Annotated in this window: 14 protein-coding genes; 3 read left to right on the top strand and 11 right to left on the bottom strand. The window is 71.4% G+C overall.

Going from position 1 to position 14,496, the window contains the following annotated elements; genetic code table 11:
* Positions 1-10 precede the first annotated feature (10 nt).
* Positions 11-898, top strand: coding sequence for an STM4011 family radical SAM protein (locus PV364_RS02655; protein WP_319657936.1), 888 nt, complete (start codon positions 11-13; stop codon positions 896-898).
* Between the two features lie 24 nt (positions 899-922).
* On the opposite strand, the gene PV364_RS02650 is transcribed toward PV364_RS02655, so the two are convergent.
* Entirely contained in the window at positions 923-1,729 is an 807-nt protein-coding gene (locus tag PV364_RS02650) for an SAM-dependent methyltransferase (RefSeq protein WP_319657935.1), read from the bottom strand.
* Positions 1,730-1,951: 222 nt separating this feature from the next.
* Positions 1,952-2,818 carry a helix-turn-helix transcriptional regulator gene (locus PV364_RS02645; protein ID WP_319657934.1) on the bottom strand — a complete coding sequence of 289 codons (867 nt, stop codon included), beginning with the start codon at positions 2,816-2,818 and terminating at the stop codon, positions 1,952-1,954.
* A gap of 213 nt (positions 2,819-3,031) precedes the next feature.
* Here PV364_RS02645 and PV364_RS02640 point away from each other — a divergent pair, with 213 nt between their 5' ends.
* Positions 3,032-3,412: an ATP-binding protein gene (locus tag PV364_RS02640; RefSeq protein WP_319657933.1), complete on the top strand. Its 381-nt coding sequence runs from the start codon at positions 3,032-3,034 to the stop codon at positions 3,410-3,412.
* A 31-nt stretch (positions 3,413-3,443) separates the two neighbouring features.
* Here the strand turns inward: PV364_RS02640 and PV364_RS02635 are convergent, their stop codons facing one another.
* On the bottom strand, positions 3,444-4,235 hold the full coding sequence (locus tag PV364_RS02635) for an SGNH/GDSL hydrolase family protein (RefSeq protein ID WP_319657932.1): 792 nt from the start codon (positions 4,233-4,235) through the stop codon (positions 3,444-3,446).
* Between the two features lie 280 nt (positions 4,236-4,515).
* Here PV364_RS02635 and PV364_RS02630 point away from each other — a divergent pair, with 280 nt between their 5' ends.
* Entirely contained in the window at positions 4,516-5,340 is an 825-nt protein-coding gene (locus PV364_RS02630; RefSeq protein ID WP_319657931.1) for a tyrosine-protein phosphatase, read from the top strand.
* A 16-nt stretch (positions 5,341-5,356) separates the two neighbouring features.
* Here the strand turns inward: PV364_RS02630 and PV364_RS02625 are convergent, their stop codons facing one another.
* The 8 genes from PV364_RS02625 to shc all read right to left on the bottom strand — a co-directional run bounded on the left by PV364_RS02625 (position 5,357) and on the right by shc (position 14,419).
* The gene (locus PV364_RS02625; protein WP_319657930.1) at positions 5,357-5,488 is read right to left on the bottom strand and encodes a DUF6126 family protein; all 132 of its coding nucleotides are present in this window, start codon (positions 5,486-5,488) and stop codon (positions 5,357-5,359) included.
* A 22-nt stretch (positions 5,489-5,510) separates the two neighbouring features.
* Positions 5,511-6,128, bottom strand: coding sequence for an XRE family transcriptional regulator (locus PV364_RS02620; RefSeq protein ID WP_319657929.1), 618 nt, complete (start codon positions 6,126-6,128; stop codon positions 5,511-5,513).
* Between the two features lie 73 nt (positions 6,129-6,201).
* A complete protein-coding gene (locus PV364_RS02615; protein ID WP_319657928.1) occupies positions 6,202-7,605 on the bottom strand; it encodes an aspartate aminotransferase family protein in 1,404 nt (467 codons plus the stop codon).
* Entirely contained in the window at positions 7,586-9,511 is a 1,926-nt protein-coding gene (dxs, locus tag PV364_RS02610; protein WP_319657927.1) for a 1-deoxy-D-xylulose-5-phosphate synthase, read from the bottom strand. Before dxs ends, PV364_RS02615 begins: the two co-directional genes overlap by 20 nt.
* A gap of 34 nt (positions 9,512-9,545) precedes the next feature.
* Positions 9,546-10,712 carry a flavodoxin-dependent (E)-4-hydroxy-3-methylbut-2-enyl-diphosphate synthase gene (ispG, locus tag PV364_RS02605; RefSeq protein WP_319657926.1) on the bottom strand — a complete coding sequence of 389 codons (1,167 nt, stop codon included), beginning with the start codon at positions 10,710-10,712 and terminating at the stop codon, positions 9,546-9,548.
* A 7-nt stretch (positions 10,713-10,719) separates the two neighbouring features.
* On the bottom strand, positions 10,720-11,748 hold the full coding sequence (hpnH, locus tag PV364_RS02600; RefSeq protein ID WP_319657925.1) for an adenosyl-hopene transferase HpnH: 1,029 nt from the start codon (positions 11,746-11,748) through the stop codon (positions 10,720-10,722).
* Between the two features lie 5 nt (positions 11,749-11,753).
* On the bottom strand, positions 11,754-12,392 hold the full coding sequence (locus PV364_RS02595; protein ID WP_319657924.1) for a 1-hydroxy-2-methyl-2-butenyl 4-diphosphate reductase: 639 nt from the start codon (positions 12,390-12,392) through the stop codon (positions 11,754-11,756).
* Positions 12,392-14,419: a squalene--hopene cyclase gene (shc, locus tag PV364_RS02590; RefSeq protein WP_319657923.1), complete on the bottom strand. Its 2,028-nt coding sequence runs from the start codon at positions 14,417-14,419 to the stop codon at positions 12,392-12,394. Before shc ends, PV364_RS02595 begins: the two co-directional genes overlap by 1 nt.
* Positions 14,420-14,496: the final 77 nt, after the last annotated feature.

Below are 14,496 nucleotides of genomic sequence, written 5' to 3'. Positions count from 1 at the left end.
GTCGTCCACCATGGATCTGACGGTGCTGTACCGGGGCCCGCTCGCCTCGTGCGACTACGACTGCCCGTACTGCCCCTTCGCCAAGCGCCGGGACAGCCGGGCCGAACTCACCGCCGACCGGGCCGCGCTCGAACGCTTCGCGGGCTGGGCGGCCGCCCAGCGCGGCGACCGGCTGTCGCTGCTGTTCACGCCGTGGGGCGAGGGCCTGGTGCGCTCCTGGTACCGGCGCACTCTCGCGGAACTGAGCAGGCTGCCGCACATCGACCGGGTGGCGATCCAGACCAACCTGAGCTGCCGCACCGACTGGCTGGACACCGCCGACCTGTCCACGCTCGCCCTGTGGTGCACCTTCCACCCCGGGCAGACGCCCTACGACCGCTTCCTCGGCAAGACCCGCGAACTGGCGAACCGGGGCGCCCGCTTCAGCGTGGGCGTGGTCGGCCTGCCGGAGCACCTGGAGGCCGCCCGCCGGCTGCGCGGGGACCTTCCGGCCCATGTCTACCTGTGGGTCAACGCGGCCGAGGGCCACACCTACACCGACGCCGAGGCGGACGAGTGGACCGCCCTCGACCCGCTCTTCCCCTACAGCCGCCACCCGCACCGCAGCGCGGGCCTGCCCTGCCGCACGGGCGAGTCGGTGATCTCCGTGGACGGCGGGGGCACGGTCCGCCGCTGCCACTTCGTCAGGGCCGAGCTGGGCAACCTCTACGACGGCTCCTACCGGGCCGCGCTGGGGCCGCGCGCCTGCCCGCTGGCGGCGTGCGACTGCCACATCGGCTACGTCCACCTGGAGACGCTGCCGCTGTACGACGTGTTCGCCGGCGGGGTCCTGGAGCGGATACCCGCCGCGCCGCCGTACGCGGGCCCGACGCCCGTCCCGGGCCTGCTCGGCGCCTGACGGCGGGCCCGCGGGGCGCGCCGGTCAGGGCTTGTGACCGACGCCGCCCCAGAAGGCGATCCGGGTGTGCTCACCGGTCTCGGGGAGCGGGCTGTCCGGCCGCCAGCTGGGAACCTGCACGAGGCCCGGCTCGACCAGCGGGAACCCCTCGAAGAAGGGCTCGATCTGCGCCTTGCCGCGCAGCGTGAGCGTGGAGGTGGCGTTCTTGTACGCCTCGCGGGCGTCGGCGTCCACGTCCTGGTGGAAGTCGGTGGTCCCGTGGGACAGGATCAGCCGGCTGCCGCTCGGGAGGTTCTTGCCGAGGGTCCGCACGATGCCCGCGGGGTCCTCCTCGTCGCGCACGAAGTGCAGGAGGGCGACGAGCATCAGCGCCACCGGCTCGTCGAAGTCGATGAGTTTACGCAGCGTCGTGTGCTCGAGGATCGAGTCGGGGTCGCGCACGTCGCCGAGGAAGAAGCCCGCGTTGCCGGTGTTGGTGAGCCGGGCGCCGGCGTGGGCGGCCACGATCGGGTCGTTGTCGACGTACGCGACGCGTGCGTCGGGGACGACCTCGCGGGCGACCTCGTGGGTGTTGGGCGAGGTGGGGATACCGGTGCCGATGTCGATGAACTGCCGGATGCCCTGCCCGGCGGCGTGGCGCACGGCGCGCCGCATGAAGTCCCGGTTGGCGCGGGCGCTGGGGCGCGCGTCCGGGGTCATGCGGATGACCATCTCGGCGGCTTCGCGGTCGGCCTCGTAGTTGTCCTTGCCCCCGAGGTAGTAGTCGTACATCCGGGCAGGGTGCGGCCTGCTGGTGTCGATCTCGTCCGCGGAGAAGCCCTTGTCGGTCAACGCCGTGCTCCGTTCGGAATCCTCTGGTCCGGGTGGATCCAGGTCGGTGCGGTGGGGTGCGGTGGGGTGCGTCGCGACGCGTGCGGCCGAGCCGGGTGGTGCGGGACCGCCCGGCCGGCTCCGGTGCTCCGTGTGCATGACATCATCCCCCGGCCGGTGCCCCTGGGGCAGGTGGTTTCCGGACGCCGGCTCCCGGGCCTGCGGTCGTGGTCCGGCCGCACGTCAGGTCTCCCGGAGGATGTCACGGAGGATCTCCTCGGTCCGCTGGGCCGGGGCGGCCTGGGCGCACATCCGGTCCAGCGCCTCGAGGAAGGCCGAGACGTCGTCGCGGTCGTCGAAGTAGACGGAGCCGACCAGGTTCTCGGAGTAGACGACGTCCGGCAGTTCGTCGGTCTGGAACCGGAAGATGTGGAACGGCCCGTACATGGCGGGGTGGGGGCCGTCGGAGAACCGCATGATCTGCAGCCGCACCTGGGGCAGCGAGCAGCTCTCGATGAGCCGGGTGATCTGGGCGCGCATCAGTTCCGGGCCGCCGATCGGTCTTCGCAGCACCGTCTCGTCGATGATGATCCACACCAGCGGCGCGTTCGGGCGGGTCAGCAGTGCCTGCCGCTCCAGGCGCACCGCGACCACCCGTTCGACCTCCTCCGCGGAGGCGCGCGGCCGGCCCGCGCGCAGCACCTCGCGCGCGTAGTCCTCGGTCTGCAGCAGTCCGGGGATGTAGTGCGGCTCATAGGCGCGGATGACGCTGGCCTCGCCCTCGATGCTGACGAAGGCACTGAACCAGTCGGGCAGCACATCACGGTAGCGGTGCCACCAGCCGGGGCGGTTGGCCTCGCGGGCGAGGGAGACGAAGGCCTCCACCTCGGCCGGGTCGAGGACCCCGTAGGTGTGCAGCAGCTTCTCGACGTAGGGGATCTTCAGGCCGACCTCGGCCTTCTCCATGCGCCGGATGGTGGCATGGGTGACGTCCAGCGCCCGGCCGGCGTCCTCGAAGGTGAGGCCCGCCTTCTCGCGGAGGTCCTGCAACCGCTTCCCGAGCACCACCCGCAGGACGGTGGGAGCACCGGCCGTCCTCGCGTCCGTCACGACCACTTCCCCAACTCCCCTCAACCGAAAGCAGTGTGTCATGCCGTCATCGGAAACGAACAGTGCGCGAGGGCCGTTCTGCAAATTACAGATCGCACCTTGCCAACCGTTCGAACGAAACCGCATAGTAGCGACGTGGCCTCCTCACCAGACGCTCTGCGGTTAGAGCGCCGTGGCGACCTCGACGCCCGTCGCTGTCACGACCTGTTCCGTTTGCCCGCCCACGGGTCCTCGGTCGCCGCGGCACGCCATCGCGTGCGGGCGCGGCTGCGGGAGTGGGAGGCGGACGAGGGTCTGCGCGACGACGCCGAGATGATCGTCTCCGAGCTCTTCACCAACGCCGTTCGGCACACGGGCAGCGAGCACATCGCCTGCGCGCTGTGGTTCGACGGCGAACGGCTGCGTCTCGAAGTCACCGACCAGGGGCGCGCTCCGACCGCGCCCCGGCCGCGTGCGGCGGGCGTGGACGAGGAGGGCGGCCGCGGACTGCTGCTGGTGGGCGCGCTGTCGCAGGTGTGGGGAGTCCGGCCCTCGGACGACGGCCTGGGCCGTGTCGTCTGGGCCGAACTCGTCGCCGGCGGGACCGCCGCGTGAACGCACCGGCCGGGCGGTCCCGGCTGGGGGCCTAGAGCGGCAGCAGGTCCGGGCGCTTGGGCTCCACGTGGTCGCCCGAGGACTCGCCGCGCAGCCGCCGCCCGATCCACGGCACGAGGTACTCGCGTGCCCACTGGATGTTGTCCCTGCGGATCTCCGCGGGCGCGCGGAAGGGCTCCGGCGGCCAGGGCTGGTCCGGGTCGGCCGGTACGTCCAGTCCGAGCAGCTGCCCGGCGCGCAGCGCCACGCGGGTGTGGCCCTCCGGCGACAGGTGCAGCCGGTCGGCGTCCCAGGCCCGGCGGTCCTGCACCGAGCGGAGCGACCACAGGTCCAGCACGGGGCAGTCGTGGCGGTCGGCGATGGCCCGCACGTGGGCGGTGTACGTGGCGATCTTGCCGCGCAGGTGGCGCAGGACGGGGATGCCGCGGGTGTCGAAGCCCGTGCAGAGCACGACGGTGCCGACGGAGGCCCTGAGGCGGGCGACCGCGGCCTCGTAGCGCTCGGCGACGTCGTCGGGGTCGCTGCCCGGGCGGAGGATGTCGTTGCCGCCCGCGCAGAAGGTCACCAGGTCCGGATGGAGTTCGATGGCCCGGGGCACCTGCTCGTCGACGATCTGGTCGAGGAGCCGGCCGCGCACCGCCAGGTTCGCGTACCGGAAGTCGTGCTCGGGGCGGCGATCGGAGAGGAGGACGGCGAGCCGGTCGGCCCAGCCGATGAGGTTTCCGTCCGGTCCGGGGTCGCCCACACCTTCCGTGAAGCTGTCCCCGACGGCTGTGTACGACCCGATCGCGCCACTGTTGTTTCTTGTCGAATCGTCTGCCACGCCAGCAGATGATTCACCTCTTCAAATGGCCTACGCCACCGTAACCAGGGCCTGACGCGGGGTGATTCATCCCACCCGGCCAATTCCGCCGCCGGCGGAATACGGCGGGGCCCCGGGGCGTCGTGCCGGACGGCCCGCGAGCGCCTCCCCCGCGGCCGGCGGCCGCGGGCCGGACGCCACATACCGCGCGGTACGGCAAGGGATCCGGTGTGTCGTAGGGTCAGCAATGGTCCGGTCGCCGGTGACCAGCACCGCCCGGCCTGTGAGCAAAGGAGCGCCGGTGACCCAGCAGACGCCGCAGACCGCCTCGTCGGAGCCCGAGCTGACCGGTGTGCGCAACTTCCGTGACCTCGGCGGACTCCCGACGACCGGCGGCCGCCGGGTGCGGCACGGACGGCTCTTCCGCAGCGGGCACCTGGCGCACACCACCGAGCGGGACGCCGCCTTCCTGGCCTCCCTCGGGCTGCACACGATCTTCGACTTCCGGAACTCCTCCGACATCAAGCTCGAGGGCCCCGACGTGGACCTGCCCGGCGTGCGCAACGTGAACATGCCGCTGAGCGACCCCGCCCACGGCGCCGAGTTCTGGACCACCGTCCGCGAGGGCGACATCGAGGCGCTGCGCGGCACCCTCGGCGACGGCCGGGCCGCCGAGCGCATGGTGCAGGCCTACCACCGCATCGTGCTGGACCGCACCGCCGAGCACAGCCGCATGCTGGAGCTGCTGGCCGAGGAGGAGTCCGTGCCCGCGCTGCTGCACTGCGCCGCGGGCAAGGACCGCGCGGGCACCTCGGTGGCCGTGATCCTGCTGGCCCTGGGCGTCGAGCGGGAGGCGATCGTGGCGGACTACCTCAAGAGCAACGAGGCGCACCGCCGCTACCGCGTCCAGCGCGGCGAGCACGCCGAGCCGGCCGGGACCCCCGAGGTCATGGAGCTGCTGAGCCCGCTCTTCGACGCCCGCCAGGAGTACCTCGAGGCCGCGTTCGACACCATCGAGGAGCACTGGGGATCGGCCGACCGCTACCTGGAGGACGGGCTCGGCCTCACCCCGGAGCGCCGCGAGCGGCTGCGAGCGCTGCTGCTGGAGGACGCCGGACCCGCCTGAGCCGCCCGCCCGGGGCCTACTTGGCCCCGGCCAGGTGGAAGATCAGGAAGAAGAACGCGGCGATGATGTGCACCCCCACCAGGTAGATGAAGGCACGGATCTTGAAGCCCATCGGGGCCTTCTCGGAGCCGGAGATCTTGGCGGACACAGGGAGTCCTCTCATAGGGTCGTCAGGCGCCATGGGGTCGCGGTGCCCGGCCGTCACCCAGGCAGAGGTCCGCGACGGGGCTGCGCAGCAGCGTGTGGACGAACAGCAGGTCGACGCCACCGGGCGAGGCGGCCGCGATGCGGTGCGGGGTCGTCGAGTCGAAGTGGGCGCTGTCACCGGGCGCGAGCCGCTCCACGGCCTCGCCGAGGGTGAGCCGCAGCTCCCCCTTCAGCACGTAGAGCCACTCCTCGCCCGGGTGCACCCGCACCAGGCCGTCCTGCGGTCCCGGCGGGACGTGCAGGCGCAGGGCCTGCATCGCCCGTCCCGGGTTGCCGGTCTGCCAGTACGTCCAGCCGCCGGCGTCCGCGGGCTCCACGGACCCGGCGCGCACGACGGGGTCGCGTTCCGGGGCGGTCTCGCCGAGCAGCTCGGAGACGGTGGTGCCGTAGGTGCGGGCGAGAGCGAGGAGCATGGGCAGCGACGGCTGCCGCTGCCCGGTCTCCAGCCGTGACAGGTGGGCGGGCGACAGCCCCGCACGGGCGGCGGCCGCTTCGAGGGTCAGGCCGCCGCGGCGGCGCAGATCCCGCAGCTGGGGGGCGACATCCGGCAGGGGCTCGTCCTGCCCCGGTGTCGAGGTCATGCTCCAGGTATAGACACAGTTCGCCCCGGAGGCAAAAAACTTGCCTCCGGGGCAAAAGCAGCAGGGCGGGCGGTCAGCGGTGGGCGACCGCCTGCTTCACCAGTGTCCTGCCGAACTCCCACATCAGGCCACCGCCGCCGTGTGCGTCGTCCATCACGGCGGTGAAGGCGGTCACGAAGCGGTCCACCTCCGGCTCCCCGATGATCAGCGGCGGGATCAGCTTGATCACCTCCAGGTGGTCCCCGGAGACCTGGGTGAGGATGCGGTGCCGCTGCAGCAGCGGCACCACGACCATCTGCGCGAACAGCCCCTTGCGTGCCGCCTGCAGCATGGTCCAGCGGCTGCGCAGGCCGAGCGACTTCGGGCGGCCGAACTCGATGCCGATCATCAGGCCGCGGCCGCGGACCTCGTGCAGCAGCTCGTAGCGGTCCACCAGGGCGGCCAGCCGCGTGCGCAGCAGGTCACCGGCCGCCCGGGCGTTGGCGACGATCTGCTCGTCCTCCATCACGGACAGTGTCGCCAGGCCCGCCACCATCGCCTGCGCGTTGGCGCCGAAGCTGGCGGAGTGCACCAGTACCCGGTCCATCGAGGAGTAGACCTTCTTGAAGATCCAGTCCTTGCCGAGGGTGGCGCCCACCGGCACGTAGCCGCCGGAGAGCGCCTTGCTGACGCACACCAGGTCCGGCTCGACGCCCTCCTCGTGCTGGTAGGCGAAGAAGTCGCCGGTGCGGCCGAGGCCGGTCTGCACCTCGTCCGCGATCAGCAGGGCCTTGTGACGGTGCAGCAGGTCCTGCGCGGCCCGCAGGTAGCCCGGGGGCGCCGCGTGGACGCCCTTGCCCTGGATGGGCTCGACGATCAGCGCAGCGACGTCTCCGCGGGCCAGCTCGCGCTCCAGAGCCGCCAGGTCGCCCAGCGGGACCGCCGTGTCCGGCAGCAGCGGGGCGAAGCCGTCGCGGAAGCCGCCCTCGCCGTTGACGGACAGGGAGCCGGTCGTCAGCCCGTGGAAGGCGTGGTCGCAGTAGAGCACCCGCGGCCTGCCGGTGGCGAAGCGGGCGAACTTCAGGGCGGTCTCCACCGCCTCCGTGCCGCTGTTGCCGAAGAACACCCGGTCCAGGTGCGGGGTGTACGACAGCAGCTTCTCGGCGAGCAGGCCGGGCAGCGGCTGGCAGTCGAAGCGGGTGAGGTCGGCCAGCCCGGCGTCCAGCACGTCGTGCAGGGCCTTGCGGACGACGGGGTGGTGGCGGCCGAGGCCCATCACCCCGAACCCGGCGAGCATGTCCAGGTAGTCCTGGCCCTCGTCGTCCCAGAAGTACGCGCCCTCCGCCCGCTCGTAGACCTTGTCGAAGCCGATGGTGTGCAGCATCCGCGGCAGTTGATGGTTGAGGTAGCGGCCGTGCAGGTCGTAGCGCTCCGCGCCCCGCTCGGCCAGCAGCGTCGCCAGGTCGAAGCCCTTCGGCTCAGGATCGGGCGGTGTCATCGCTCGTGTACTCCTCGGTCCGTTGCTCCGTGTGCGCCCCGATACGGGCAAGGGTCGCGCCGATGCGGCCCGCGATCTCCGCCGGCGTCAGCCCGATGTCGGCCAGCAGTTCGCCGCGCTTGGCGTGGGCGAGGAACTGCTGCGGGATGCCGAAATCACGCACCGGCACATCCGTGTCGGCGTCCCGCAGGGCCTGGGCCACCGCGGAACCGACGCCCCCCGCACGGCCGTTGTCCTCGACGACGGCCACCATGCGGTGCTCGGCCGCCAGCCCCGGCAGGGCCGCGTCCAGCGGCTTGACCCAGCGGGGGTCGACGACGGTGACGCCGATGCCGCGCTCGCGCAGCAGGGCGGCCGCGGCCAGGCAGACGGGCCCCAGCGCGCCGACGGACACCATGAGGACGTCGGGCCGATCACCGCGGTGCAGGACGTCCATGCCGCCGACCCGGTCGATGGCCGGCAGCGCCTCGCCGACCGTCGCCTTCGGGAAGCGGACGACGGTCGGCGCGTCGTCCACGTCGACCGCCTCGCGCAACTGGGCGCGCAACTGGTCGGCGTCGCGCGGGGCGGCGATCCGCAGGCCGGGCACGACCTGGAGGATCGACATGTCCCACATGCCGTTGTGCGAGGCGCCGTCGTCGCCCGTCACACCGGCCCGGTCCAGGACGAAGGTGACCCCGCACTTGTGCAGCGCCACGTCCATCAGCACCTGGTCGAAGGCCCGGTTGAGGAACGTCGCGTAGACCGCGACCACCGGGTGCAGGCCACCGGTGGCCAGGCCCGCGGCCGACACCGCGGCATGCTGCTCCGCGATGCCCACGTCGTACACGCGCTCGGGGAAGGCCTTGGCGAACTTCTCCAGGCCCACCGGCTGCAGCATCGCCGCGGTGATCGCCACGACGTCCTGCCGCTCGGCGCCGATCCTCAGCATCTCGTCACCGAAGACCGAGGTCCACTTCTGCCCGCTCGACGGGGTCAGCGGCTCGCAGGTCAACGGGTCCATGGCGCCCACCGCGTGGAAGCGGTCGGCCTCGTCGCGCTCGGCGAAGGCGTACCCGCGGCCCTTCTCGGTGAGGCAGTGCACCAGGACCGGTCCGCTGAAGCGCCGGGCCCGGCGCAGCGCGGACTCCACCGCGGCGACGTCGTGGCCGTCGATGGGGCCGACATACTTCAGCCCCAGGTCCTCGAACATGCCCTGGGGCGCGAAGGCGTCCTTGAAGCCCTTCTTCGCGCCGTGCAGGGACTCGTAGAGCGGCCTGCCGACGACGGGGGTCTGGTTGAGCACCTGCTTGCCCCAGGCGAGGAAGCGCTCGTAGCCGTCGGTGGTGCGCAGCGTGGCCAGGTGGTTGGCGAGGCCTCCGATGGTCGGCGCGTAGGAGCGCTCGTTGTCGTTGACGACGACGATGAGCGGGCGGTCCCTCGCGGCGGCGATGTTGTTCAGCGCCTCCCAGGCCATGCCGCCGGTCAGCGCGCCGTCACCGATCACGGCCACGACGTGGTCCTGGCGGCCCAGCACCTGGTTGGCCTTGGCGAGCCCGTCCGCCCAGCCCAGCACGGTGGAGGCGTGGCTGTTCTCGATGACGTCGTGCTCGGACTCGGCGCGCGACGGATAGCCGGAGAGCCCCCCCTTGCCGCGCAGCTTGGAGAAGTCCTGACGTCCCGTCAGGATCTTGTGCACATAGGACTGGTGACCCGTGTCCCACAGGATCCGGTCGGCCGGCGAGTCGAAGACCCGGTGCAGCGCGATCGTCAGCTCGACCACGCCGAGATTGGGCCCCAGGTGACCACCGGTTCTGGCGACCGCCTGCACCAGGAAGTCGCGGATCTCCACAGCGAGTTCGTCCAGCCGCTCCTGCGGGAGGACCTTCAGATCGCGCGGACCGCGGATGTTTTCGAGCAGCGACACTTTCCCACCTCGCTCCCCTCCGGGGTTGGTTCGCTCAACTCACACTGATCTGCGGCTCCCCTGACGGGACCCCGTCGGCCTCCATCCGCTCGGCGAGCTTCATGGCCTCCTCGATGAGGGTCTCCACGATCTTCGACTCCGGCACGGTCTTGATGACCTCGCCCTTCACGAAGATCTGCCCCTTGCCGTTGCCCGAGGCCACCCCCAGATCCGCCTCGCGCGCCTCACCGGGACCGTTGACGACACAACCCATCACCGCGACCCGCAGCGGGACCTCCATGCCCTCCAGACCCGCCGTCACCTGATCGGCCAGCTTGTACACATCCACCTGCGCCCGCCCGCACGACGGGCACGACACGATCTCCAGCCGCCGCTGCCGCAGGTTCAGCGACTCCAGGATCTGGATACCGACCTTGACCTCCTCCGCCGGAGGAGCCGACAACGACACCCGGATCGTGTCCCCGATCCCCTCGCTCAGCAGCGCACCGAACGCCACCGCCGACTTGATCGTGCCCTGGAACGCCGGACCCGCCTCGGTCACCCCCAGGTGCAGCGGATAGTCGCACTGCGCCGCCAGCAGACGGTACGCGTTGACCATCACCACCGGGTCGTTGTGCTTCACCGAGATCTTGATGTCACGGAAACCGTGCTCCTCGAACAGCGAGCACTCCCACAGCGCCGACTCCACCAGCGCCTCCGGCGTGGCCTTGCCGTACTTCTCCAGCAGGCGCTTGTCCAGCGACCCGGCGTTCACCCCGATCCGGATCGGGGTACCGGCGTCGGAGGCCGCCCTGGCGATCTCCTTCACCTTGTCGTCGAACTGCCGGATGTTGCCCGGGTTCACCCGCACCGCCGCACACCCCGCGTCGATCGCCGCGAACACGTACTTCGGCTGGAAGTGGATGTCCGCGATCACCGGGATCTGCGACTTCCTCGCGATCTGCGGCAGTGCGTCCGCGTCGTCCTGCGAGGGGCAGGCGACCCGCACGATCTGGCAACCGGCCGCCGTCAGTTCGGCGATCTGCTGCAGGGTGGCGTTGACGTCGGCGGTCGGTGTCGTCGTCATCGACTGGACGGAGACCGGGGCGTCGCCGCCCACCGCCACCGGCCCGACCTGGATGCGCCGCGAACGGCGGCGCTCCGCGAGCGGTCGGGCCGGTACGGAGGGCAGGCCGAGCGACACACGCTCGACTGCTGTCATCGCGACGTCACTTCCCGCGGTTTCCGGCGACGGTCTCGCGGCCCGCCCTGATGGACTCCTTGAGGGAGGTCATCGTGGCGAGCACGGCCGTCGGCTCGTAGCCGCAGTGCGCCATGCAGTTGGCGCAGCGCGGGTCCTTGCCGCGGCCGTACTTGCTCCAGTCGGTGTCCTCGATGAGCTCCTTGTACGTGGTCACGTACCCGTCGCTCATCAGGTAGCAGGGGCGCTGCCAGCCGAAGAGCGAGTAGTTGGGAATGGCCCACGCGGTGCAGGGGAAGTCGACCTTCCCCTCCAGGAAGTCCAGGAAGAGCGGACTGTGGTTGAGCCGCCACCGCGCCCGGTTGCCGCCGGAGAAGGCCTTCCGGAACAGCTCGCGGGTCTGCTCGACGCCGAGGAAGTGCTCCTGGTCGGGAGCCTTCTCGTAGGCGTACGCCGGCGAGATCATCATCTCGTCGACCTCGAGCTCGTCATTGAGGAAGTTGAGCACCTCGATGATGGTCTGCGGGGTGTCGGTGTTGAAGAAGGTCGAGTTCGTGGTGACCCGGAAGCCGCGCCGCTTGGCCTCCTTGATCGCCTCGACGGCCTCGTCGAAGACGCCCTCCTTGGCCACCGATTCGTCGTGCCGCTCGCGCAGGCCGTCGATGTGCACGGCGAACGCGAAATACCGCGACGGTGTGAACTTCTCCATCTTCTTGCGCAGCAGCATGGCGTTGGTGCAGAGGAAGACGTACTTCTTCTTCGCCACCAACTGCCGCACGATCTCGTCGATCTGCGGGTGCATCAACGGTTCTCCACCGGCGATGGAGACCATCGGCGCACCGGATTCCAGTACGGCGCCGACCGCCTGGGCGACGGGCATGCGCTGCTTGAGCACGCCGGCGGGGTGCTGGATCTTCCCGCAGCCCTCGCATTTCAGGTTGCAGGCGAAGAGCGGCTCCAGTTCGACGATGAGAGGGAACTTCTCGCGCCTGCGGAGCATTTTCTGTTCGAAGAGATAGGTGCCGACCCGGATGGACTGACGAAGAGGCATGGCCATCTAGCTCACCTCCAGGGGAGCGCGGTAGAGCGGTGCCAATCAAGGAACGCGGGAAGAAGATCCCTCAGTACACGGAACGCGGTGATCCCGGTGCGGAGGGTGCCGAGGCGCACGAGCTCGAACTCGGGCGTGTCGACGACCACACGGGCCGCCGCGACCGGGCGTGGACCCCGGGCGAGCGCGGCCCGCATCATCGCCGCCGACTCCATGTCGACGGCGATGGCGCCGGTGGACCGGAGCGCCAACCGCTCCGGTCCCCGTACCACATGGTCGGACTCCGCGAGCCGGCCGATGTGCACGGTGTGCCCGGCCGCCTTGAGCGCGGCGGCCAGTGTTGCACCGTCCTGCGGGCCGTCGGCGACGACCACGTCGCCGGGCCGCATTCCGGTGGCCAGTCCGGCACAGAAGCCGGTGGTGAGGACGGGGGCCCCGTCCAGCGCGGGGTCGCGCAGCGCCTCGGTGACGGCGCGCTCGGCCGCCTGCGGTCCCATGCCCGTGCGCACGAAGACGACCGGAGGTCCCTCCCCCTTGGCACGGCGCGGGGAGACCCCCGCCGCGGCGCGCGCACGGCCTCCGCCGCGCAGCGCGAACCGTTCCATCCGCAGCGCGCAGACGATGAGCAGAGGTGGGCCGGACGGCCCCATCAGTCCCCCTTCCGAACTCCGCCGAAGGGCTCCCCGTGCACATAGCGCCCGAGGGCGGTGAGCGGGAACACCATGCGGTAGAGGTGGTAGTTGATGGAGAAGTCCCGCGGGAAGCCGGTGCCCGTGAAGTACGGCTCGTCCCAGGAGCCGTCCTCCTTCTGCGTGTCGACGAGCCGGCGCACGCCGCGCGTGACCGCCTCGCTCTCCCGCTCCCCGGCCGCCAGCAGGGCCATCAGCGCCCAGGCGGTCTGGGAGGGGGTGGACTCGCCGCGGCCGACCCAGTCGGCGGAGGAGTAGGACCGCAGGTCCTCACCCCATCCGCCGTCCTCGTTCTGCACGGACTCCAGCCAGGACACGGCCCGCCGGACGGCGGGGTGACTGCCCGGCAGCCCGGCCGCGACGAGGGCGGGGACCACCGACCCCGTGCCGTAGATGTAGTTGACGCCCCAGCGGCCGAACCAGGCCCCGTTGGGCTCCTGTTCGGCCAGCAGCCAGTCGATGCCGCGCCGGGTGTGGGGGTCGTGCTCCAGACCGAGGGCGGCCAGCATCTCGACCACGTGCGCGGTCACGTCGGCCGAGGGCGGGTCGATGACCTCGCCGAAGTCGCAGAAGGGCAGCCGGTTGGGGAAGCGGCTGGTGTTGTCGGCGTCGAACGCGCCCCAGGCACCGTTCTTGGACTGCATCCCCAGGTTCCAGCGCACGCCGCGCTCGACGGCGGACCGCACCCTGCCCGGCTCGGGGTGGTCGACGCGCAGCAGGGCGAGGACGACCTCGGCCGTGTCGTCGATGTCGGGGTAGGTGTCGTTCTCGAACTCGAACGCCCAGCCCCCGGACGGCAGGTCGGGCCGCTGCACGGCCCAGTCGCCGCGCTTGCTGATCTGCTCGCCGAGCATCCATTCGGCCGCCTTGACCAGTGCCGGGTGGTCGGCCGGGACCCCCGCGTCGGCCAGGGCGATGGCGGCCAGACAGGTGTCCCAGACCGGCGACTGGCACGCCTCGATCATGCGCGTGTCGTCGTCCGGCCAGACCGCGAAGTCGTCCAGCGCCCGCAGGCCGGCGCGGAGCACGGGGTGGTCGAGGTCGTAGCCGAGCAGATGGAGCGCGATCACCGAGTAGACGGCGGGAGGCTGGATGCCGCCGAAACAGCCGTCGTTCTCCTGCCGCTCGATGATCCAGCGGGCCGCGGAGCGCAGTGCGGCCTGGCGCAGCGGGCGGACGCTGACCTTGCGGTAGGCGTGCAGGGCCCGGTCGATCCGCTGGAACACCCCGTCCCAGCTGCCGAGGAAGGCGCGCTTGACCGGCGGGTTCGGCCGCGCCGGGTCGACGTGCAGTTCGTCGAGTCCGAAGGAGACCGGCCGCACCGGCCGGTGGGCGGCGACGACGGTGAGCGGCACGATGGTCTGCCGGGCCCAGCTGGCGAACGAGTAGATGTTGAGCGGGGCCCACTTGGGCAGGAAGATCAGTTCCGGCGGCAGCTCGGGCAGGTCCTCCCAGCGCCACCAGCCGAACAGGGCGAGCCAGATCCTGGTGAACACCCGGGCCCGGGCGACACCGCCCTGCTCGCGCACGAAGGCGGAGGCCGAAGCCATCCACGGAGCGTCAGGCGCGTCTCCCGCGAGCCGGAGCGCGACGTACGCCTCGACGGTGGCCGAGACGTCGCCGGGGCCGCCGTGGAACGTCGGCCAGGCGCCGTCGCCGCGCTGCTGGGACCTGATCCAGCGGGCGGCGGCCGCGACGACCCGTTCGTCCTGGATACCGAGGAATTGACGGAGCAACAGGTCCTCGGCGTCCATCGTCACATTGGTCTCGAGGTCGCCCTTCCACCATCCGTCAGGGTGCTGACGGGCCAGCAGGTGGTCGGTGGCGCGGCGCGCCGCGTGTGCCGCCGCCTCCTCGACCGGACGTGTCGTACCGTCCCGTGACGAACCGGACGTCTGACGCGTCGGTCTGCCCGCTGCCTTCGTGCTGGCCGAGGGTGTCCCGGAGGCCGCGATGCCCCCGGAACCGCCGTCGGTCGTCGCTGTCATGGCTTCCCCTTTGCACAGTCGTTCTGTCTGCGGTGTTGGGGCTGCCGTCGGCCGCTATTGGCTACCGGCCGGCGACG

Source organism: Streptomyces sp. MI02-7b (assembly GCF_033793585.1).
Classification (GTDB): Bacteria; Actinomycetota; Actinomycetes; order Streptomycetales; family Streptomycetaceae; genus Actinacidiphila.
This window is presented reverse-complemented; position numbering and strand designations above follow the sequence as displayed.

Bases quoted from the DNA above. Each gene is read 5' to 3' on its own strand.
- PV364_RS02655 (WP_319657936.1), top strand. From the start codon at position 11: ATGGATCTGACGGTGCTGTACCGGGGCCCGCTCGCCTCGTGCGACTAC.
- PV364_RS02620 (WP_319657929.1), bottom strand. From the start codon at position 6,128: ATGACCTCGACACCGGGGCAGGACGAGCCCCTGCCGGATGTCGCCCCC.
- PV364_RS02615 (WP_319657928.1), bottom strand. From the start codon at position 7,605: ATGACACCGCCCGATCCTGAGCCGAAGGGCTTCGACCTGGCGACGCTG.
- ispG (WP_319657926.1), bottom strand. From the start codon at position 10,712: ATGACAGCAGTCGAGCGTGTGTCGCTCGGCCTGCCCTCCGTACCGGCC.
- hpnH (WP_319657925.1), bottom strand. From the start codon at position 11,748: ATGGCCATGCCTCTTCGTCAGTCCATCCGGGTCGGCACCTATCTCTTC.
- PV364_RS02595 (WP_319657924.1), bottom strand. From the start codon at position 12,392: ATGGGGCCGTCCGGCCCACCTCTGCTCATCGTCTGCGCGCTGCGGATG.
- shc (WP_319657923.1), bottom strand. From the start codon at position 14,419: ATGACAGCGACGACCGACGGCGGTTCCGGGGGCATCGCGGCCTCCGGG.